The organism is bacterium (assembly GCA_028821235.1).
Taxonomy (GTDB): domain Bacteria; phylum Actinomycetota; class Acidimicrobiia; order Spongiisociales; family Spongiisociaceae; genus Spongiisocius.
The window spans coordinates 1-19,306 of record JAPPGV010000147.1 but is presented as its reverse complement, the minus strand read 5'-3'; the positions used below and the strand labels follow the sequence as shown (position 1 = coordinate 19,306).

Annotated in this window: 16 protein-coding genes and 1 pseudogene; 5 read left to right on the top strand and 12 right to left on the bottom strand. The window is 62.9% G+C overall.

The genetic code is table 11. The annotated features are described in order from the left end of the window. Positions 1–25: 25 nt before the first annotated feature. The 4 genes from rpsB to pdxH all read right to left on the bottom strand — a co-directional run bounded on the left by rpsB (position 26) and on the right by pdxH (position 3,005). Entirely contained in the window at positions 26–757 is a 732-nt protein-coding gene (rpsB, locus tag OXK16_14925) for a 30S ribosomal protein S2 (GenBank protein MDE0377236.1), read from the bottom strand. 241 nt (positions 758–998) lie between these two features. Further along, complete coding sequence (locus OXK16_14920; GenBank protein ID MDE0377235.1) at positions 999–1,916, bottom strand: tyrosine-type recombinase/integrase; 918 nt, start codon at positions 1,914–1,916, stop codon at positions 999–1,001. Between the two features lie 49 nt (positions 1,917–1,965). Next, on the bottom strand, positions 1,966–2,379 hold the full coding sequence (locus tag OXK16_14915) for a M67 family metallopeptidase (GenBank protein MDE0377234.1): 414 nt from the start codon (positions 2,377–2,379) through the stop codon (positions 1,966–1,968). Next, positions 2,376–3,005, bottom strand: a complete 630-nt coding sequence (pdxH, locus tag OXK16_14910) for a pyridoxamine 5'-phosphate oxidase (protein ID MDE0377233.1) — start codon at positions 3,003–3,005, stop codon at positions 2,376–2,378. Before pdxH ends, OXK16_14915 begins: the two co-directional genes overlap by 4 nt. Positions 3,006–3,241: 236 nt before the next feature. Here pdxH and OXK16_14905 point away from each other — a divergent pair, with 236 nt between their 5' ends. Genes OXK16_14905 through OXK16_14895 form a run of 3 tightly spaced genes read left to right on the top strand, consistent with a single transcriptional unit; the run spans position 3,242 to position 7,509 of the window. Continuing rightward, entirely contained in the window at positions 3,242–4,543 is a 1,302-nt protein-coding gene (locus OXK16_14905; GenBank protein MDE0377232.1) for an NAD(P)/FAD-dependent oxidoreductase, read from the top strand. Positions 4,544–4,603: 60 nt separating this feature from the next. After that, positions 4,604–5,848, top strand: coding sequence for an MFS transporter (locus OXK16_14900; GenBank protein ID MDE0377231.1), 1,245 nt, complete (start codon positions 4,604–4,606; stop codon positions 5,846–5,848). A gap of 17 nt (positions 5,849–5,865) precedes the next feature. After that, a complete protein-coding gene (locus OXK16_14895) occupies positions 5,866–7,509 on the top strand; it encodes an amidohydrolase family protein (GenBank protein MDE0377230.1) in 1,644 nt (547 codons plus the stop codon). Between the two features lie 268 nt (positions 7,510–7,777). Here OXK16_14895 and OXK16_14890 read toward each other — a convergent pair whose 3' ends face one another. From OXK16_14890 to OXK16_14860, 7 genes are all read right to left on the bottom strand, one after another. Further along, the gene (locus tag OXK16_14890; protein ID MDE0377229.1) at positions 7,778–8,740 is read right to left on the bottom strand and encodes an MBL fold metallo-hydrolase; all 963 of its coding nucleotides are present in this window, start codon (positions 8,738–8,740) and stop codon (positions 7,778–7,780) included. A 54-nt stretch (positions 8,741–8,794) separates the two neighbouring features. Continuing rightward, positions 8,795–10,135 carry a 5'-deoxyadenosine deaminase gene (locus OXK16_14885; protein MDE0377228.1) on the bottom strand — a complete coding sequence of 447 codons (1,341 nt, stop codon included), beginning with the start codon at positions 10,133–10,135 and terminating at the stop codon, positions 8,795–8,797. Next, on the bottom strand, positions 10,132–10,920 hold the full coding sequence (locus OXK16_14880) for a nucleoside phosphorylase (protein MDE0377227.1): 789 nt from the start codon (positions 10,918–10,920) through the stop codon (positions 10,132–10,134). The genes OXK16_14885 and OXK16_14880 overlap by 4 nt, the downstream gene beginning before the upstream one ends. 10 nt (positions 10,921–10,930) lie before the next feature. Then, complete coding sequence (locus OXK16_14875) at positions 10,931–12,331, bottom strand: amidohydrolase (GenBank protein ID MDE0377226.1); 1,401 nt, start codon at positions 12,329–12,331, stop codon at positions 10,931–10,933. Between the two features lie 187 nt (positions 12,332–12,518). After that, on the bottom strand, positions 12,519–13,157 hold the full coding sequence (locus tag OXK16_14870; protein MDE0377225.1) for a carbohydrate ABC transporter permease: 639 nt from the start codon (positions 13,155–13,157) through the stop codon (positions 12,519–12,521). A gap of 269 nt (positions 13,158–13,426) precedes the next feature. Next, a complete protein-coding gene (locus OXK16_14865; protein ID MDE0377224.1) occupies positions 13,427–14,302 on the bottom strand; it encodes a sugar ABC transporter permease in 876 nt (291 codons plus the stop codon). A 130-nt stretch (positions 14,303–14,432) separates the two neighbouring features. Then, entirely contained in the window at positions 14,433–15,788 is a 1,356-nt protein-coding gene (locus OXK16_14860; GenBank protein MDE0377223.1) for a sugar ABC transporter substrate-binding protein, read from the bottom strand. A 609-nt stretch (positions 15,789–16,397) separates the two neighbouring features. Here OXK16_14860 and OXK16_14855 point away from each other — a divergent pair. Further along, on the top strand, positions 16,398–17,555 hold the full coding sequence (locus OXK16_14855) for a tyrosine-type recombinase/integrase (protein MDE0377222.1): 1,158 nt from the start codon (positions 16,398–16,400) through the stop codon (positions 17,553–17,555). A 146-nt stretch (positions 17,556–17,701) separates the two neighbouring features. Here OXK16_14855 and OXK16_14850 read toward each other — a convergent pair whose 3' ends face one another. Continuing rightward, positions 17,702–17,917, bottom strand: coding sequence for a hypothetical protein (locus OXK16_14850; protein ID MDE0377221.1), 216 nt, complete (start codon positions 17,915–17,917; stop codon positions 17,702–17,704). Between the two features lie 620 nt (positions 17,918–18,537). Here OXK16_14850 and OXK16_14845 point away from each other — a divergent pair. Beyond that, positions 18,538–19,290 (top strand): annotated as a pseudogene (locus tag OXK16_14845) (IS5 family transposase). Positions 19,291–19,306: the final 16 nt, after the last annotated feature.

The window sequence follows — 19,306 nt, the reverse complement described above, 5'->3', positions numbered from 1 at the left end:
GTATGTGCGGTCCGGAACTACGGCGCTAGCTGTCGTCGCCGGCCTCCTCGGACTCGCCCTCGGCGGCGGCCAGAGCCTGTTCCTGGCCCGCCACGCAGGCGTCAGCGATCGCCGAGGCTATGAGAGAGGCCGACCGGATGGCGTCGTCGTTGCCGGGGATGACGAAGTCGATGTCGTCGGGGTTGCAGTTGGAGTCGACCAGCGCGATGACGGGTATTTTCAACCTCACCGCTTCCCGCACCGCGATGTGTTCGGTGTTCAGATCGACCACGAAGACGGCCGACGGTGTTCCGCCCATATCCGCCACCCCGCCCAGGGTCCGCTCGAGATGGGCGTACTCGCGGCGAAGGCGGAGACGTTCCTTCTTCGGCAACTGCTCCATGTCGCCCGACGTCTCCATGGCTGCCAGCTCCTTCATGTAGAAGATGCGCTGGTTGATGGTCTTGAAGTTGGTGAGCATGCCGCCCAGCCACCGAAAGCTCACGTACGGCATGTCGACCCGCTGGGCGGCTTCCTCGATGGCGGACCTGGCCTGCTTCTTGGTGCCCACGAACAAGACGGCGCCGCCCTCGGCTACCAGATCCCGGACGAAGGCGTGGGCCCTCTGGACCTCCTCGAGCGTCCGGCGCAGGTCGATGATGTGGATCCCGTTGCGCTCTCCGAAGATGTACGGGGCCATCTTGGGGTTCCAGCGCCGGGTCTGGTGGCCGAAATGGACCCCGGCTTCGAGCAGCTGCTTCATGGTGACGGCAGACAACGATGCCTCCTCTGTTCGGTTCTTCCTCCGCCCACCCTTCTCGGAGGCGCCGCGCAGGCTGGCGGACGCCTTCCGAACCTCCCCGGGCTGGTTGGCCCGACCGCGGGAGGCCGTAGTGAACGTGCGTAATCGGCTCGATACTAGTTGCTGGTTGCTAGTTGACAGTTGCTAGCTCATAGACATTAGCTGCTAAAGGTTAGACAATATCAAAAACTACCAACTAGCAACTGGAACCTAGGAACTAAGCACGCGGGTGGCTGCGCTCGTACGTGGCCCTCATGTGATGGCGGGTAACGGAGGTGTAGACCTGGGTGGTTCCCAGCTCGACATGGCCCAGGAGCTGCTGGACGGAAGTCAGGTCGGCGCCGCGTTCGAGCAGGTGGGTGGCGAAGGAGTGGCGGAGGGCGTGGGGAAAGGTGCCTGCCCGGTTCCGCACCATCCGGCGGAGCGTCCGAGGGCTCATGGGCACTCCCCTGGCGCCCACCCACAGGGCGTCCGTGGGCCGATCGCCCAGAAGAAGGGGCCGGCCCGCCCGCACGTAGCGTTCGATGGCGATCCGTGCCTGCGCTCCCAACGGGATCACTCGATGGCGGCCGCCCTTGCCCTCCACCACCAACCGATCCAGCCCGACCGTCCCGTCCATGGTGAGGGAGGCCAGTTCGGACACCCGCAAGCCCGTGGCGTAAAGGGTCTCGAGGACGGCCCGGTCCCTCAAGGACTTCGGGTCGTCCCCTTCGATCGCCTCGAGGAGCGAGGTTGCGGCCCGCTGGGTGAGGGCTTTGGGGAGGGTCCGGCGCGACTTGGGTCGGGCGATACCGTCGGCCGGGTTGGCGCTGAGGGCGCCGCGCCGCACTGCATCCGAAAGGAAGGCCCGGATGGCGGAGATCTTGCGGGCTACCGAGCGCCGGGCATAACCCTTGCCGTCGAGGTGTGCCAGGAACGCGCGGATCGAGGTGCGGTCGATACCGGCCGCAGAGTCGATGCCCAGGCTCCCGACATGGCGGAAGAACTGGGTGAGATCACGCCGGTAGGCCGCCACCGTGTGTTCCGACAAGCCCCGCTGGCTCTCCAGACGGGAGAGGTACGAGGACACATCGGCCTCCCACCATGGGGCCGGATCGGGCTCGTGGCCCGGTAAGTCCTTCGGGGTCGCTGACATGGTGCTCATCTTGGTCGATTCCGGCCGCCGCGCGGCGCATTGTGGCCGGTCAGGACGCTACTTCGCCCAAGGGGATAGCGCGCCCGTCCGCCATCTTGTAGGCCCGGATGACCCACGTGGCGGTCCGATTGCGTCCGATGACGTACGAGATCCAGTCCGGATCGATCCCTGCGGCCAGGTCCGTAGCGGATGGCCGGGCGGGACCCCGCGGATGGGAGTGGTAGACCGCGCCGATCCGCCACCCGTGCTCGTCCGCGTCCCTCACCACCCCGAAGTGCTCGACCGGGTCCAGTTCGAAGCGATCGGGATCGGGGTGGACGTTGGTGGCGGGATAGAGCCGCACCGGACACCCGGCGCCGTCATACACGATCAGACCGCAGGCCTCCCGGGGGCTGGCTTCGGCGGCATGGGCGATCATCGCCTTGACCATCGCCGGCCGGAGATGGGCATCGGCGGCGATCATGGCGCCAGCCGCACCCGCCGCCAGCCGTCGCCGTAGGCGAGGTAGGCGACCCGGTCATGAAGGCGGTGGCGCCGGCCCTGCCAGAACTCGAACCGTTCGGGCCGGACCCTCCACCCACCCCAATGGGCAGGCCTGGGCACCTCCCCATCCTCGAACTCGGCCTCCTTGTCCGCCACCAGGCGTTCGAGCGCGGTCCGGTCGCGTATCTCCCGGCTCTGCGGGGAAGCAGCCGCGGCTATCCGAGCTCCCCTCGGACGCGAGGCGAAGTACTCGTCAGAGTCCGTATCTCCGACCGCCTCGACCGGCCCCTCGATCCTGACCTGACGGTGCAGCTCGAGCCAGAGAAAGCAGAGGGCCGCCCGCGGGTTGGCCGTCAACTCCTCCGATTTGCGGCTCCCGAGGTTGGTGTAAAACACGAACCCGGACCGGTCGTACCCCTTGAGCAGCACCACCCGGGCCGAGGGATGTCCGCGATCGTCAGCAGTGGCGACCGTCATGGCGTTGGCCTGCGGCACACCCGCGTCCAACGCTTCGTCGAACCAGCGGTCGAACTGGCGGACCGGGTCCGGATGGGCCTCCCCCATCGAGAGCCCCTCCGTCTCGTACTCCTCCCGGAGGCGGGCCATCCGCCGATCAACCATCAACCACCTGTCCACATCGCCGTACCGGCGCCCCCAGCGTACCCCTGTATCCGGCTACATCCGGAAGGGTGCAGGCCCCTCGTACCCGGTCGGAGGGGGCGACACGGCAGTCGCCCGGCAGAGACCTCCGGCCCTCCTCCGATTGCTTCGCGTATATCGGCCGATCTTCGCGTGGCTGCCGTATGCTTCGGACACGACCGTAGGGATGAAGGTAGGACTTCATGCATCATGATGTGCTCGTCGTCGGTGGCGGCATCGCCGGTCTGACCGCCGCCCGTGATCTGGCTCAGGGTGGATACCGGGTCCTGGTGCTCGAGGCGCGCGACCGGCTGGGCGGGCGGACGTGGTGGAAGCGCTTCGGCGACACCGACCACTACACCGAGATGGGGGGCACGTGGTTCGACGAGGGCACCCAGCACAACATCGCCCGCGAGATCAAGCGCTACTCCTTGCCCACCGTCCTGAGCCCGGCCGGTCAGGAGTTCCGGGTATCGCTCGGCGGTCGCAGCCTGGCGCGTCCCGACCAGCCCGTACCCCGCGACGTCCGTCCCGATCTGGACAAGGCCCTCGATCACATCGTCGACCAGTCCCGCCGGGTGACCTTCGGGTCCGATCTCGACAACCCGGACCTCCACGATCTGGACATCCCCTTCTCCGAGTTCATCGCGCCCTACACCGACCAACACCTGGTGGCGGAGTACCTCTCGATGTGGGCCGCTTTCGCCTTCGGATGCGATCCCTCGGAGGTGTCGGCCCTGCAGGTCCTCACCTGGGTGGCCGGGTACGACAACACCACCTGGACGCTCGACGACGCCCCGGCGACGAAGTTCGCCCAGGGAACTGAGAGCCTGGTCACAGCCCTGGCCCAGGACGGCGGCGCGGACATCGGGCTCTCGGCACCGGTCGCCTCGATAGTCGACGCCGGCGACCACATCGTGGTGACGACCACCGGCGGCGACACCCACAGGGCCCGTTTCGCCGTGCTGGCCGCTCCCGTCAACACCTGGGAGGACATCGAGTTGCCGCTACCGGCCGACTCGCCCAAACGCAGGTACGCCGCCGAAGGGCTGGCAGGCCATGCGGTCAAGCTGCATGCCCTGGTCGACAACGTGCCCGAGTTCCTGATGGCTTCGGGCTGGGGCGGCCCTCTGTGCTGGGTCTCGGAGCAGGCCAACTTCGACGGCGGGCGGCTCCTGGTGGGAATAGGCGAGGATGACTCGGCGATCGATGGAATGGACCGCGCCCAGGTGCAGCAGGCGATCCGCCGGTTCGCCCCGGAAGCGACCGTCCGGACGTGCCACAGCCACAACTGGTCGACCGACCCGTACGCCAAGGGGACGTGGACTGCTTACCGCCCGGGGCAGCTGTCGCGCTATTACTCCCACTTCCCCGTCCCCCACGGCCGCCTCTACTTCGCCGGTTCGGACATCGCCCGAGGCTGGGCCGGGTTCATGGACGGCGCCATAGAGAGCGGCGCCGACACAGCCGCAGCCCTCGGCCGGCGCCTCGCCGAGGACGGCTAGGAGGGTCTTGCCCCCTGACGACGGGGCAGGATGGCGGGGCCTGGGCAGAGGAAGGCGACCTTGAGACTTACCGCCCTGGGCAACTCCTACACCAAGTTGTTGACCTCCTACGCCATCTCCAATCTCAGCACCGGGGTGTTGATCGTGGCGCTACCGTTGCTGGCCACTTCCATCACCCGGCATCCGCTCTCGATCAGCGGTCTCACGGCCGCGGCCGGGCTCCCCTGGCTCCTGTTCGGCCCCCTGTCGGGAGCGATCGCGGATCGGGTCAACAGGCGCCGGGCGATGGCTCTGGCCGAATTCGGTCGAGCCGCGATCGTGGGCTTGGGGGCTCTCTTCGTCCTCGGGGGCGGCAAGTCGCTCCTGGTCTTGTACCTGGTGATGATCCTGATCGGAATCGGAGAGACCCTATTCGATCCGATCGGGCTTGCCATGGTTCCGACCCTGGTCAAGCCCTCCGGGATGGACACGGCCAACAGCCTGCTATACGGGACCCAGACCCTGGGGCAGCGTTTTGCGGGACCGGCGCTGGGGGGATGGCTCTTCGGGCTGGCCGTCTGGGCGCCCCTGGGAATAGACGCCCTGACCTTTCTGATGTCTGGTCTGGTGGTGCTGATGCTCCCCGGAACGCCCTCCCACACGGAGTCGGAGTGGACGGTCGCCGGGCTCTCGGCCGACATCATGGAGGGTGTGCGGTGGGTGTGGGGCGACCGGCCGCTCCGCGCTTTCCTGCTGGGCACCGCGACCATACATTTCTCGACCGCCGCCGGTACGTCGGTGTTGGTGCTCGTGGCCCAAGATCGTTTCCAACTGAGCGGTATCGGCTTCGGGCTCATTCTCGGTGGATTGGCCGGTGGATACTTCATCGGTTACCTGGTCGCTCCCTCCGTGGTCAGTCGGTTTCCCCGGGCGAAGCTCTGCGTGGCATCCGTACTCGGGGCCGGCTGCGGTTTCCTGCTGGTGGCAGTGTCAGGTGTCGCTCTGTTGGCCGGGTTGGGGTTGGCCGTGGTGGGGTTCTTGGCCGCCCAGCTCGAGATCGTGTCGATCACCTACCGGCAAATGGGGGTTCCGGACCGTATTCGCGGTCGGGTGATGGCGGGATTCCTGTTCGTGGGCCACGGGTCGATCCCGATCGGCGCGGTCTTCGGAGGAACGGTCGCCACCTTGACAGATGTCAGCTATAGCTACGTCGCCGCGGCTGTAGCGATAGCGGCGATAGCTCCCTTCCTCTGGAGGGCGTTGAAGGATGCCGACCTCGAGGCGGGAAGCGCAGGCGCCCGATCGGAAGGTCTGGGACCTGCCTGACGGGTTGGAGGGTATGGATGGCTGAGATAACCGTATTCCTGGCCCGAACAGTGCGGACGATGGAGCCGTCCCTGCCGGTGGCGGAAGCGGTGGCGGTGCGGGATGGTCGCATCGTCGAGGTCGGGACGCTCGAGACGATGCGACCGTGGCTCGCAACGTACAGCCACGAGGTGGACGACACGTTCAAGGACCTGTGCATCATGCCGGGCCTCATCGACCCCCACCTGCATCCCTCCATGGCCGCGCTGCTGTTGCCGATGCACTTCACCACGGCAGTGGGGTGGGACCTCCCGGGGGAGGAAATCGAACCCGTCCATGACCGCGAGCAGTTCCGGGCCCGTCTGGTCGAGATCGAAGCCGCCCTGGCGCCCACGGAACCGCTGTTCGCCTTCGGCCATCACCCCATCTGGCACCGCGACATCGACCGGCGGGCGCTCAACGACGTATCGACCACCCGCCCGATCGTGGTCTGGCACCGCGGCTACCACTCGCTGGTGGTGAACGACGCCTGCTTGCGGTGGATGGATCTGGACCCGGCGGTTGCCCGCCGCCACCCCCAGATCGACCTCGAGGCGGGCAGGTTCTTCGAAACCGGCCTGGAAGTGGCTCTCCACCACCTCCGCGGCTTCATCCTGGAGACGGAGCGGTTCCGCGGCGGGCTCGACCGGATGCGCCAGGTCATCCACCGCGGCGGCCACACGACCATCGGCGACGCCGCGTTCGGCTTCTACGGATTCGAGGAGGAGTGGGCCCACCTGCTGGCGGTGATGGAGCAGCCCGACACCCCGTTCCGGATCCAGCTGATGCCCTACACCGCGGGACCGGACGGCGACGCGGGAACCGACCGCCGGTTCCTCGAACAAGTGCTGGCGTACCCATCACGGAACACACACCGCCTGCGGTTCAGCGACCACGTCAAGCTGTTCGCCGACGGCGGGTTCTTCGCAGAGCTGCTGATGCTCAAGCCCCCCGGACACCTCGACGGCCGTCACGGCGAGTGGATAACACCCCCGGACAGATTCGAGGAGATCGCCCGGGTCCTCTGGAACGCCGGGCTGAAGATCCACGTGCACTGCAGCGGAGACCTCGGCGTCGAGCTGGCCCTGTCGACCCTCGAGAAGCTGCAGCAGGAACGGCCCCGCTTCGATCATCGCTTCACCTTCGAGCACTTCGGCATCTCGAGCTCGCAACAGGTCGACCGTATCGCCGCGGTCGGGGGCGTGGCCTCGGTCAACGCCTACTACGTCTACGAACTCGCCGAAGCCTTCGCCGCCCACGCGGTCGGATACGAGCGGGCGTCCCAGATCTCCAGACTCGGCTCCCTCGAGCGAGCAGGAGTGCGGTTCGCCGTCCACTCCGACTTCCCTATGGCGCCCGCGAAACCCCTGAACAACGCCTGGGTCGCCGCCAACCGGCTGACAGAGTCAGGCGCGCTGATGGGCCCCGACGAGCGAGCCTCCCTGGACGCTGCTATCAGGGCCACCACCACCAACGCCGCCCACGTACTCGGGCTCGAGGACGAGATCGGATCGCTGCGCTGGGGCAAACGAGCGGACTTCACGATCCTCGAGGCAGACCCCTACACGGTCGGCATCGACTCCCTCCGCGACATCCCCATCTGGGGAACCGTGTTCGAAGGCAACAAACACCAGAACCTATGAAGTACCGCGCACCGCCCCCTCCCCAGTCCGGCCCCGCACGCCACACGATTGCGGCCAGTCGATGGATACGGCGGTGAGCTTGCCATCCCGGGGGAATGTCGCGGGTCAGGCCCGAGCAGGAAATGGGGCGCCAAGGCCACGGACGGTCGGATGCGCCCGAAGGGAGGACACGTACCGGTCCTTGGTCGCTGTGATGGGACTCATCCGAGCGGCCGCCTCTGTGAGTCCCCTCTCTATCCTTTCATGAACACTGGCATTCTTCGTTGATCTAGAACACATCGCCATCGCGTGCCGAATGTACAGGGCCCGAATAATGGCGCTTGAATTCCTTCATTAAGGCGTCGGGTTCATATGGGTCCGTATAGTTTCGCTCATGCATCGTCACGAGCTGCTTGACGTTCATTTCGGTCGCGAAATCCGCCAACTCCCTGGGCCGAATGTGGTATGACCAGATCGTCTTCGCCTTTTCTTCGACGGTCTCGCCGCCCCAGTTGGCGTTCGCAATCATGTCTTCGGTGGAGAGCTCGCAGAAGAATAGGTCTGCATCCTGGGCTGCTTTGTCAAGCTGACCCTCTACCCGGCCGTCTCCTGACCAAGCAATCACTCGATCCTCGGATGTGAAGCGATAGGCAAAGTTCTGTTCGAAATTACCGTGCTTATGGTGGAATGCTTCGATCTTCACGTTTCCATCTTCATAGATCATGCCCGAGTCCTCGATCTCATGCGTTACCGTCTTATGCGCATCGATCTTCCTCTTGTCAGCCCCTGGCCCGAACGTACGTTCCTGCAAGTCTGCCTGATAAGCCTCTTCCAGGTGCTCCATCAGGCTCCGTGTGCCGACCGGTCCATATACCTCCAGCGGAACCTCTCGCCCATAGGCCCAGGGCATCAGCCACACAGCCGGTAGTCCGATCGTGTGGTCGGAATGCAGATGGGTCAGGAAGAGGCTGGTGAGCCTGTACGGGGCCAGGTGTTCGGCGATCAGCTCAGGATGAGACGCCGCAGCCCAGGCAAGGCCGCGCCATATCCCTTCGCCGGCGTCGATCAGGTAAGTCGTGTCGTTGACGATGACCGCCGCTCCAGGGCCGTGTCGATGCGGGTTCGGCGTAACTCCTCCGGATCCCAGGACAACTGCACGTGTCTTTGCCCCTTCAGGCGCCAGGTAGCGAGGTGGTCCTGGCGCAAACCCGATCTCACTGAGCAGCCATGGAGTCCCTCGTGTCGGAGTCATATCAGCCTCCTAGCTCACTCTCATGGCGAGCTCTGAACTCATTCGTGACGAGAGTCATCCGCTCGCTAGCTCGGCCCGCGCCAATACACGCTCGGCAGAACCGCTCGCACGGGCGCGGATCTCCGTGGGATCGAGCTCGGTGAACTCCCCGCCACGAACGAGGACCCTTCCGTCGATGATCACGCTGTCAACATCAGACGCTCTGTGCTCGTATACCAATTGCGCGATCGGGTCATCACCGACTTGGGGTTGGGTGTGAAGCCCGTCGCGGCGGATCACGATGACATCGGCCCGCTTCCCGGGTTCCAACGAACCGAGCTCGTCTTCCAATCCAAGCGTCCTCGCTCCCCCGAGGGTGGCCATTTCCAGCACGGACATCGCCGGCATACTACGAGGGCCTCTCCGCGGCTTGTGAACGAGCGATGCCAGACGCATCTCCTGGAACATGTCCAGGTTGTTGTTGCAAGGGGCGCCGTCCGCGCCCAGCCCGACGACTACGCCTCGCTCAAGGAACTCCGGCACCGGAGCGAGCCCGGAGGCGAGTTTCAGGTTGCACGAAGGACAGTGGGCCACCTTGGTCCCGGTCTCGGCCAGGATCTCGATCTCGGGCTCGGTCACCCAAATGCAGTGCGCGGCGACCAATCGCGGGCCCGTCGCGCCCAGGCTGTGTAGATACTCGATATCGGTCGTGCTCTCGATAGCAAGAAGCTCGGTCTGTGCCTCGTTCTCGGCCGCGTGCGTGTGGATGACCGTATCGTGCTCGGCGGCCAGCGCGACGATGTCCGCCCATAGACCCTCGGTGCAATTGCGTGAACCACGGGGGCAGAACGCGACCTGCAGCCGGCCGTCCCCCTCACCATGGAACTCCTCGAGGAGCGCGAGGCTCATCTCGAGCGAAGCCTGGGTCTCCTCCCCGACCATCTCGGTTCCCGGCTCCCAACGGTCCATCATCGCCTTGCCGCTGATCGCCCGGAAGCCGGTCTCGAGCACAGCCCGGAACGCCTCTTCCGTATGACGGACCGTCTCCATCGTGAGGGCGCAGGTGGTACCGCCGCGAATCATCTCGGCAATGGCCAGGCGAGCAGCGTCGTACACGGATTGCTCATCATGGGCCTGCTCGAGCGGCCAGATTCGCAGACGAAGCCAGTCGATCACGTCCATGTCATCCGCCATCCCGCGAAAGAGGGTCTGGCACAAATGAACGTGGGTCTGAACGAACCCGGGCGCTACCAGGCAATCGGTCGCGTCGATGACCGTGTCGGCCTCAGTCCGAGCGGAAGGGACCTCGAGGATACGCCCATCCTCGATGTAGACGCTCCCATCCAGGATCTCGCGGCCGGCGTTCATCGTGACGAGCAACCCGTTCCGGATCAGGATCGAGGAGGTGGCCTTCATCTCTGCTCAGAAGAGGCATGCAGGCGCTCGACGGCCCCCAGTGCGGTAGCGATCGCCGCATCGATCCCCGCGGTGTAATCCTCCAATCGCTGGCCCTGATAGGTGCTCTTCTGGCCCGTTACCAGGTTGGACCCGGGCACGAGGATGGAGCCGCTGCGCACGCCGCGGGCCATGGCGACGGTGAAGAGCGCCGAGCTTTCCATCTCAAAGACGAGAACGTGCAGTGCCCGCCATTGGTCGATGATCTCGACCTTGCGCTCCCCCTCGTAGAAAGAGTCGGTACTTCGCACCAGCCCCAGATGGTAAGGCGTGCCCTCCGCGTCCGCGGTGGCCCGGAGGGCGGCGACCACGTCGGGATCAGCGATCGCAGGATAGATGGCGGGCGCGTAAGTATGGCTCACGCCCTCATCCCGAACGCCGGCCGTGCCTATGACCACATCACCGATCGGAATGTTCTCTGCGATGCTCGCACAGCTACCGACCCGGATGAAGACTCTCCCCCCGGCCAGCGCCAACTCTTCGATCGCGATAGCGACGGAAGGGGCGCCGACTCCGCTCGATGCCAGCGTCACCGGCGTACCCCGATATGAACCGGTGTAAGCAACGTAGCCGCGTTCCCTGCCAACCGCCTCCGCCTCGTCCAGCCAGGTCTTCATCTTCTCAACGCGACCGGGGTCGCCCGAGAGCAGAACATACGGGGCAACGTCCCCGCCGCCCTTCACGCCCATGTGCGGCAGCGAACCGTCCGGCAACCGCAAGAAGCGCTCCGTCAAGTAATCTCCCATGTCTTCCTCCTCACTCCATTGGCCATGCCGGGGCCACCTCGATCCCCGCCCTCTTCAACAGCGCCAGACCCCGCTCCTGGGCCTCCTCGAGGATTGCCGCCTCGTCGGCCACGAGCACCTTCCGGCCCTGCATCAACACCTGCCCTGCCACGATCACCGTGTCCACGTCGCCACCATGCGATGCATACACGAGGTTGGCGATCGGATCATGGATCGGCATCGTGTGCGGTCGCTTCAGGTCGACCAGGACCACGTCTGCCTGCTTCCCTACCTCCAGGGATCCCAGTTGATCACCACGCCCTATGGCGCGCGCCCCCTCGATCGTCGCCATCTCCAGGGCATCCCCGGCTGTCAGGGTTGTGGGATCCATCATCGCCACGTTGTGCAGCAGCGAGGCCGCTTTCATCTCACGGATCATGTCATGGCAGTTGTTGTTGGCTGCCGCATCACATCCCAGCGCCACCGTAACCCCGGCGTTCCGCATCTGCGGTACCTTGGCGAAACCCTCCCCCATCTTCATATTGGCCGAGGGGCTGTGTACCAGCCGCGTATGGGTCTCGGCAAGGATCGGGATCTCCTCCTCAGAGAACCAAGTGCCGTTGATGAGCAGCACGTTGGGTCCCAGAAGGTCGTAGCGACGGGCGAACTCGGCAGGAAGCATGCCGAACTCCCGCTGAAAGAAGGGAGGGTCATCGACAGTGCCGGCGAAGTGAACGGTAATCCCCGTCCCGTGTCTCGCCGCCAGCCGAGAGACCCTGCGGTAGAAACCCGGCGAGGCGCTAGCCGGTGGCTCCTCTCGCGGCACCAGTGGTCCGAGCCAGACCTGCAGCCGGCCACCAGCCGCACCGTGCCAGACGCCGATCCCCCGCTCGGCGTCGGCCAGAGACTCGTCCTCCCCGCTGAACCCGCCTGTATCCACAGGGCTCTCGCCGCGCTCGAACAAGGCGTCCGGCAGGACATACTTCGCCAGCACGCCGCGCATCCCCATTTCCTGAACCGCCTGCGCCAGCGCATCAAAGTCATAGTGGCTCGGCACGATCGAGTCGACGAAACAGGTCGTGCCGGACTTGATCATCTCCAGCATGCACAGTCTCAGGCTGATCTGGGCATCCTCCTGGGTGCGCCGGCTCAGCAGCGGCCAGATGACCTCCTGGAGATAGGGCCGCCAGGACAGGTCGTCGGCGGCACCCCGCAGAAGCGCCTGATCCGAGTGGGCGTGGGCGTCGATCAGCCCCGGCAAGGCCAGCATGCCATGGCCCTCGAGTAGTTCCGCATCGGGGTGGCGGGGAGCCAAGTCGGCGGCCTTGCCGATATCGGCGATGCGGTCGCCCTTGACCGCGATCGCTGCGTCGGTGATGATCCGCCGCTGCGAGTCGACCGTCACCGCCGTCACGTTGGTGATCAGAAGCATGGTTGTGCCCTTCGAACGCGCATCCTAATTGGCGACCGTTTGCGCCGACCCCGGCACCTGGACACCGGGAACGGGCGCGACCACTCTTGGCCCTCGCACGCCTCCCGTCCTTGCCATGTCAATCGTCTCACCGCTCGTCGCTTCTGACTCACACACCACATCGTCATAAGGCGGGCACCTGCCTACCTCAATTGAACCCGCTGGTAACCACGCCTTCGACGTAGTAACGCTGTAGGAGAAGGAAGAGCACGATGAGTGGCACTGTACCGATGAACGCACCTGCGAAGATGAGCTCCCATAAGACATTCTGGTCCGTAAAGAGCCGAGAGATAGCCAGTTGCACCACCGTTAGGTCAGGGTCGCGTGTAACAATGAGTGGCCAGAGGAACGCGTCCCACGAGAACACGAACTTGACAAAGGCAGCGCTGACCAGCGCCGGGCGTATATTTGGCAGCATGACGTTCCAGTAGACCCGAAACAGCGAGCAACCATCTACGATGGCGGCATCCTGCAGTTCATCGGGGATATCTCGAAAATGCTGCCTGAGCAGGAAAATGATGAAGGCATCTGTAACCCAGGGCAGGAATAGCGCCGGATAGGTATCGAACAGTCCCAGGCGTTGTACCGTCAAGAACACCGAGACCATGATCGTCTCAAACGGAATCAGAATCGTGGCGAGGATCAACACGAACACGATTTCGCGCCCGGGGAACCTAATCCGGGCAAGGGCGAAGGCAATCATACTACCGATGAACAGAGTAATGGCCACTGTGACGACCGCGATGAGCAGGCTGTTGGCCAGTGCGCGACCAAAGTTTCGCTCCAAGAATAAGTGCCGAAAGTTGTCAAGCGTCGGGGCCAACGGAATGAAGGTCCGCCATGACACTGGATTCACGTAACGAAAGATCTCCTCTCGGGGCCTAAAGGCTGAGCCGGCCAACCAAAGGTACGGAAACACAAAGAAGAAGGCGACTCCGACAACTACCGGCAGCCGAAGCACGGCCCAGGTGCCCCGGCGTGGGCCGGACAGGCGATCAGATCGGCGCCCGACTATTCTCGAGTACATGACCGTCGGCACGTTAGAGTCACTGTCGATCACCTCGCCCTGGACGCGCGAAGCGAGTAGACGCTTATGATTAGCAGGAACAGGGCGAGTAGGACCGAGATCGCTGCGGCATATCCCATCTTGTTGAAGCGAAAGGCATTCTCAAAGATGTAGAGCACGACAACCCGAGTAGCATTGATGGGGCCCCCTTCTGTGATCAGGAAGATAGGGGTAAACACCTTGAACGCAGTGACGGTGTTCGTGATAAGCAAGAACACTACAGTACCGCGCAGCAGTGGAAGGGTTACATAACGAAGGAGTTGGCGGCTGTTCGCCCCGTCGGTCGCAGCAGCCTCATAGTAGTTTCTCGGAATGCTCACCAGGCCGGCCAGGAAGAACAGCATGCTGAAGCCGACATTCTTCCAGATCATGAGCAGCGCAATCGAGGGCATGGCCTGTTGCGCGCTGGTGAGGAACGGCTGAGGAGGCACACCGACACCCGCCAGCAGGCTGTTGATCAACCCGCTGTTCGGGTGATACATCAACCCCCATATGACACTCACGACAACCATCGACGTAACAGTTGGAACCAATATGATGGTGCGGAGCCAAGCCGGACCGCGCTGCACGAGTAGTGCCAGAGCGAGGGCCAGAGCCATTTGTAGGGGCACCTCCATCAGGAAGTAGATGACTGTGTTCAAGAACGTAAGGCGGAGCAGCGGGTCGGTTGCGGCGGTTTGATAGTTCTCGAAACCAGTCCACGCATGGCTGCCGGACATCAGGTTGTAGTCCTGAAAGCCCAGAAACACGGCTTGAATCGTTGGCCAGTACCAGAAGATGGCAAGTCCAACGAGCGCCGGTAAACTTAGGAGAAGGGCGGAACGATAGCGTTCGATCGCATGAGCGCTAGGTCTCCTTATGGCCATGTTGTCGGTCCTGGAGACACCCGATACCATTGCCGGGCCTGAACAGGGATCACGAAGCTAGGACTGCCCGGATTGCCGCTCCCCAGGAGTGGAGAGCGGCAATCCGGTATAGCGCTTACTTGGACTAGGACTATCCGAATTGAGCCAGTTGGGCATCGAGTTCAGTTACAGCTGCTTCAACAGCTGCCTCAATGTCCGCTCCCTGCGCGATATCCAGCATCAAGGCGCCGACGATTTCGGCGTATATCGCGCCGCCGGGACCACCAGGTGCTGCATAGGCAACCGTGAGGAGCTCATCTTTGAAGATGCTAAGCGGACGGACCTGAAACTCTTCTAGTTCGTTCAGCAAGGAGACGCGTGCTGGCATATCACTGGTTACGTCATAGTAAGCACTAAAGCCCTCGATGCTTGAGAGGAACTGCACAAAGGCCTTGGCCTCTTCCTGATGATCGCTCTTGGACGCGACCGTGGGCATGAAATGGCTGGCGTGGACGACATGCGTTTCGAGATAGGGAATCGGCATGATGTCCCAATTGAGGTCCGGGAACACGTTATTGAGCACGCTGCCCCACGCCGAGAACGAGATCATCGTCGCTGCTTGTCCGTTACCGAACGCGTCCGGTACATCACCTTGAGGCGCAAGACCATGTTCCACATACAAGTCCTGCCAGAATTGATAGGCTTCCATGGCCTCAGGGGTATCCAGGTACCCCGATACCTCCGTACCGTCAGGTGAGAGGGCCATGAACGTGTTCGAGCCCGGCTCCCCATTGCTGCGGATTACCGGTAGCGACCATGAGATGCTTCCTGGAGGGTTCGACAGGAACACCAGCCCCCAGACATCACCCTCATCGCTCTCTGCACTCGCCGCTACCTTAGAGACATTCTCCACGAATTCCGGCCAGGTCCAGGCCTCCTCCACAGAGGTAGGAGCCTCGACTCCCGCTGCCGCAAACATATCCACGTTGTAGAATACGCCCTGTGTTGATATGAAGAAAGGTGCTCCATACATGGAACCTTCGTAGGTCGATTGAGCGACAAGGCTGGGAAGGAAGTCGTCCACATCGGACTGCTCGAAGATGCCGTCCAGAGGAACGATGGCTCCGTTATACGCGTAAGAGATCACCGCAGAGCTATCAACCAAGGCAACATCCGCCGGGCTATCGCCAGCGAACTGGACGGGCAGCAGGCCGCCATACTCCCGGAAGGGAACTGACTCCATCTCGATCGTAATGTGAGGATTCATCTCCTCATACGCAGCGATTGCCGATTCAAAGCCGGGCCCGCGACCAGCTCCTTCAGGGAACATAAAGCGGAGCGTGACAGGCTCCACCTCTTCGGCCGGAGCTGCCTCCTGAACTTCCTCAACCGGTGCTGGCTCCGGTGCTGGCTCCGGTACTGGTTCTTCAGCATCCGACTGACAGGCAGCAAGCGCGAACGAGAACGCGAGGACGAGGACGAACAGATATCGTAGCCTAATTTTCATGCTCCACTCCTTAATCCTGGATCTGACTTGGAGTCGCCTTATATGGCTGATCGTGCTTTAGTGTCTCCTTTACTTCGCCTCTGGACCAAGCCTACGTTCCCGTAAGTCTCCTGATAGGCCTCTTCCGAATTGCTCCATCAAGCTCCGTGTGCCGACCGGTCCACATATCTCCGGCGAACAGATCGATCACGGGCCCAGGACATGCATGACAAGGGCGGTAGTCCGATCGCATGGTCGGAGTGCTGATGGGTCAGGAAAACGCTAGCAGGGCCCGCCCGGGAGTGGAGGGCAGGATGGGTCTAATCCTTTCGGAAGGAGCTTTAGGCCTCGCTGAAATCCGGTGGAGTACCAGTTCGCCGATAGCAGGAGGCCTCGATGTCACGCATCGGGCCTGTTGGCGTGCACCGGTCGGATGTAGCTTCGGTGGAGGTGCGGACAATCGAACCTCTGTTTCGCACCGTAGCACTACCTTCTATACTACCCGTGTTCTCCCAGGTCACAGGCACCGTAGTCGATTTGGTTGTTTCATCGGTTTTCGCACCGTTCTGTACAATCCCGGTGCTAACCTGATAACTAGACCGATACCCAGAACAGGAACCAATCGGAAACATGAGACGCCCAGCAACCCTGTCGGCTACCTTCGTCAAGACCGTGCGCAGACCCGGACGCTACGGAGACGGACGCGGCGGCCACGGGCTGAGCCTACTGGTGAAGACGACCAGAATCGAGGGTCGGCTATCCAAGACGTGGAGCCAGCGACTCCGAATCAACGGCCGCGAGACCAACCTCGGCCTCGGTTCCTACCCCGCAGTCACACTCGCCGAAGCCCGCCGCCGCGCCCTCGACAACCGCCAAGCCATCGAAGAAGGACGCAACCCGAAAGCCAACAAGACACCAACATTCGAGCAGGCAGCCGACAAGGTAATCGAACTCCACTCCGCCAAATGGCGGCCTGGCAGCAGAAGCCAACAAATCTGGCAGTCGAGCCTCCGAACCTACGTGTACCCAACAGTCGGAGGAAAACGGATCGACCTCATCACCTCCGCCGACCTCATGGCGTGTCTCACCCCCATATGGTTCACCAAAGCCGAAACCGCCAGACGGGTTCGCCAGCGCATCAGCGCCGTCATGAAATGGGCCGTAGCTGAAGGACACCGCACCAACGACCCCACCGCCACGATCACAGCTGCCCTAGGCAAGAACAGCACCCGCCGTCAACACATGCGATCCGTCCCACACAGCCAAGTATCCGACGCACTGGCCACCATCCGCGCCACCGGCGCCTGGGCAGCCACCGTGTACTGCTTAGAGTTCCTCACGCTGTGCGCCGTACGAAGCAGCGAAGCCCGACTGGCAACATGGGACGAGATCAACCTCGACTCCGCCACATGGACCATCCCCGGCCGCCGGACCAAGATCGGTGAACCGCACCGGGTTCCACTAAGCACCGCCGCCCTAGCCGTCCTCCAAAAAGCACGCGAACTCTCCGACGGCAACGACCTCGTCTTCCCATCAGCAACCGGCCAAACCCTCTCAGACTCCACCATGAGCAAACTCTGCCGCGAAAACGGCATCGACGGCACACCACACGGGATGCGCTCAGCCTTCCGCAGCTGGGCCGCAGAGACAGGCGCAGACTGGGCCGTCGCCGAACTGTGCCTAGGCCACCGCGCAGGAACCGACGTCGAACTCGCCTACCAACGCTCCGACCTACTCGAACGCCGCCGCCAACTCATGGAAACCTGGGCACAATACCTCAACCCCTAGCACTACCACCGTCTCACCATACTGAACGCAACAACGGGATCGTTTCACTTACCGGACTGTATAAGGGCCTAGTTCAAAATGTATCTTGCAGTGTGGTGTCCCACAACAAGGAAGAACCATAAACGTGAGTGCCGATAGGGTTTAGGTCACTCTGGTCTGTTCTCGATGGTCAACAAACGTAAAGGAAAAGCCGGGTTGATCTCGAACGTCAACGCCTCCCACGGTTCGCTGCGATCATCCGCTGACCTATTGACCTTCCCCAGGTTGACCGTCAGTGCACCTACAGCCGGATCGAAGGTAACCGCATCCGGTTCCGGTTCAGGCGCAAGCGGCACGCCCCCAGGATCACCAGCCGATGTCATCAGGGCCTACGATCAACCAGCCGCGCGTCGTAGAGACTCAGATGACCCTCAATCCGTGCCACACGCTCAGACAACTCAGCAATCCCAGATGTCAACCGCGTATCCAACTCGCCAATCTTGTCAGCCACCCTGTCACGACGGTTCAACCACAACGCAAACACCGCAACCGCCCCCGTCGTAACAGCGCTAATACCACCCAGCCACTCCATGGTCAGCGCCGCTGACCGTTCTGCTGGTACCGCGATGACCGTTTGGGTGGCATTGCCAGCACAGCGTTCAACATGTTCTCAGGCGTCTCCGGGACACGATCCGGCAACGGCTTCTCAATGGGTCGGCCCCTGCCACGCTGGCTGGCCATCGGTCTTCCTTCCATGTTTGGCTGACAAGCCATGGTACCACGGCCATCTACTCACACACCGGGCCTAGCCGCATCCTAGGCAGGTAGGTTCACCGCGGAACATGAGCCATCGGCCTGCAAACTGGGGCCTGTTGACTACATACACCAGGGAGTGGAGGTATCTGACCGGTATAATTGACGTATGAAACCAACACCTATAATTGACGTATGAAACCAACACCTATAATTGACGTATGAAACCAACACCACACAATACTAACATATAGCAGACGCGTTCCCCACACAGCCGGGCAACACCAAAGTTCCAACCTTGACTTAACTGCATCCGCCACATACTCGAGCACGGCCGCAAATCGAGGGCATTGCCCGCACGGTACGGCAAGTGGTACACGGCCTACCGGCGGATGAACCGCTGGTCTAAGAACGGGGTGCTGGACCGGGGTGTTCTCCCGCCTACAGGCAGAACAACTCGTCGATCCCGAAGTGCCGGGCCTGGACAGCACGTCTGTCAAGGTACATCCCGACGGGCACGGCGCCCCGACATCCCAGGGGCCTCAGGCGATCGGCAATCCCGGGGCAGCTGGACCACCAAGATCCACATGCTGGCCGCCACCGCCCGGACCGCCGTAGATTTCTGCCTTTCCCCAGGTCAAGACCACGACGTCCCCTGGGGACGGGAACTACTGAGACGTCAAGGATCCTTGTAGCTGCGTCTGCCCCTGGTAGCCGACCGGGCACACGAGGGGAACGAAACACGCCAACTCGCTCTCGCCCCAGGCTATCAACCCCACATCCACCCAAGACCAACCGTAAACAGCCCTACTCCTACAACCGCCAGACATACAAGCGGCGCAACGAGATCGAACGGCTCATCCGCCGGCTCAAACGCTACCGACACGTCTAGACCCGCTACGACAGACTCGACATCATTTCTATGGCCTTCATCACCCTCGCCCTAATACACGACAGCCTCAATAGTGGAGTTGCCCCGGTTTTGTGGACAGTTTTCGGTTAGGCGATTCTCAGGGTAG

Coding starts and splice junctions, on each gene's coding strand:
- OXK16_14905 (MDE0377232.1), top strand. CDS start 3,242: ATGCATCATGATGTGCTCGTCGTCGGTGGCGGCATCGCCGGTCTGACC.
- OXK16_14860 (MDE0377223.1), bottom strand. CDS start 15,788: ATGAAAATTAGGCTACGATATCTGTTCGTCCTCGTCCTCGCGTTCTCG.
- OXK16_14850 (MDE0377221.1), bottom strand. CDS start 17,917: ATGACATCGGCTGGTGATCCTGGGGGCGTGCCGCTTGCGCCTGAACCG.
- OXK16_14895 (MDE0377230.1), top strand. CDS start 5,866: ATGGCTGAGATAACCGTATTCCTGGCCCGAACAGTGCGGACGATGGAG.
- OXK16_14865 (MDE0377224.1), bottom strand. CDS start 14,302: ATGGCCATAAGGAGACCTAGCGCTCATGCGATCGAACGCTATCGTTCC.
- OXK16_14855 (MDE0377222.1), top strand. CDS start 16,398: ATGAGACGCCCAGCAACCCTGTCGGCTACCTTCGTCAAGACCGTGCGC.
- pdxH (MDE0377233.1), bottom strand. CDS start 3,005: ATGGCCCGCCTCCGGGAGGAGTACGAGACGGAGGGGCTCTCGATGGGG.
- OXK16_14880 (MDE0377227.1), bottom strand. CDS start 10,920: ATGGGAGATTACTTGACGGAGCGCTTCTTGCGGTTGCCGGACGGTTCG.
- OXK16_14885 (MDE0377228.1), bottom strand. CDS start 10,135: ATGAAGGCCACCTCCTCGATCCTGATCCGGAACGGGTTGCTCGTCACG.
- OXK16_14920 (MDE0377235.1), bottom strand. CDS start 1,916: ATGTCAGCGACCCCGAAGGACTTACCGGGCCACGAGCCCGATCCGGCC.
- OXK16_14875 (MDE0377226.1), bottom strand. CDS start 12,331: ATGCTTCTGATCACCAACGTGACGGCGGTGACGGTCGACTCGCAGCGG.
- OXK16_14890 (MDE0377229.1), bottom strand. CDS start 8,740: ATGACTCCGACACGAGGGACTCCATGGCTGCTCAGTGAGATCGGGTTT.
- OXK16_14915 (MDE0377234.1), bottom strand. CDS start 2,379: ATGATCGCCGCCGATGCCCATCTCCGGCCGGCGATGGTCAAGGCGATG.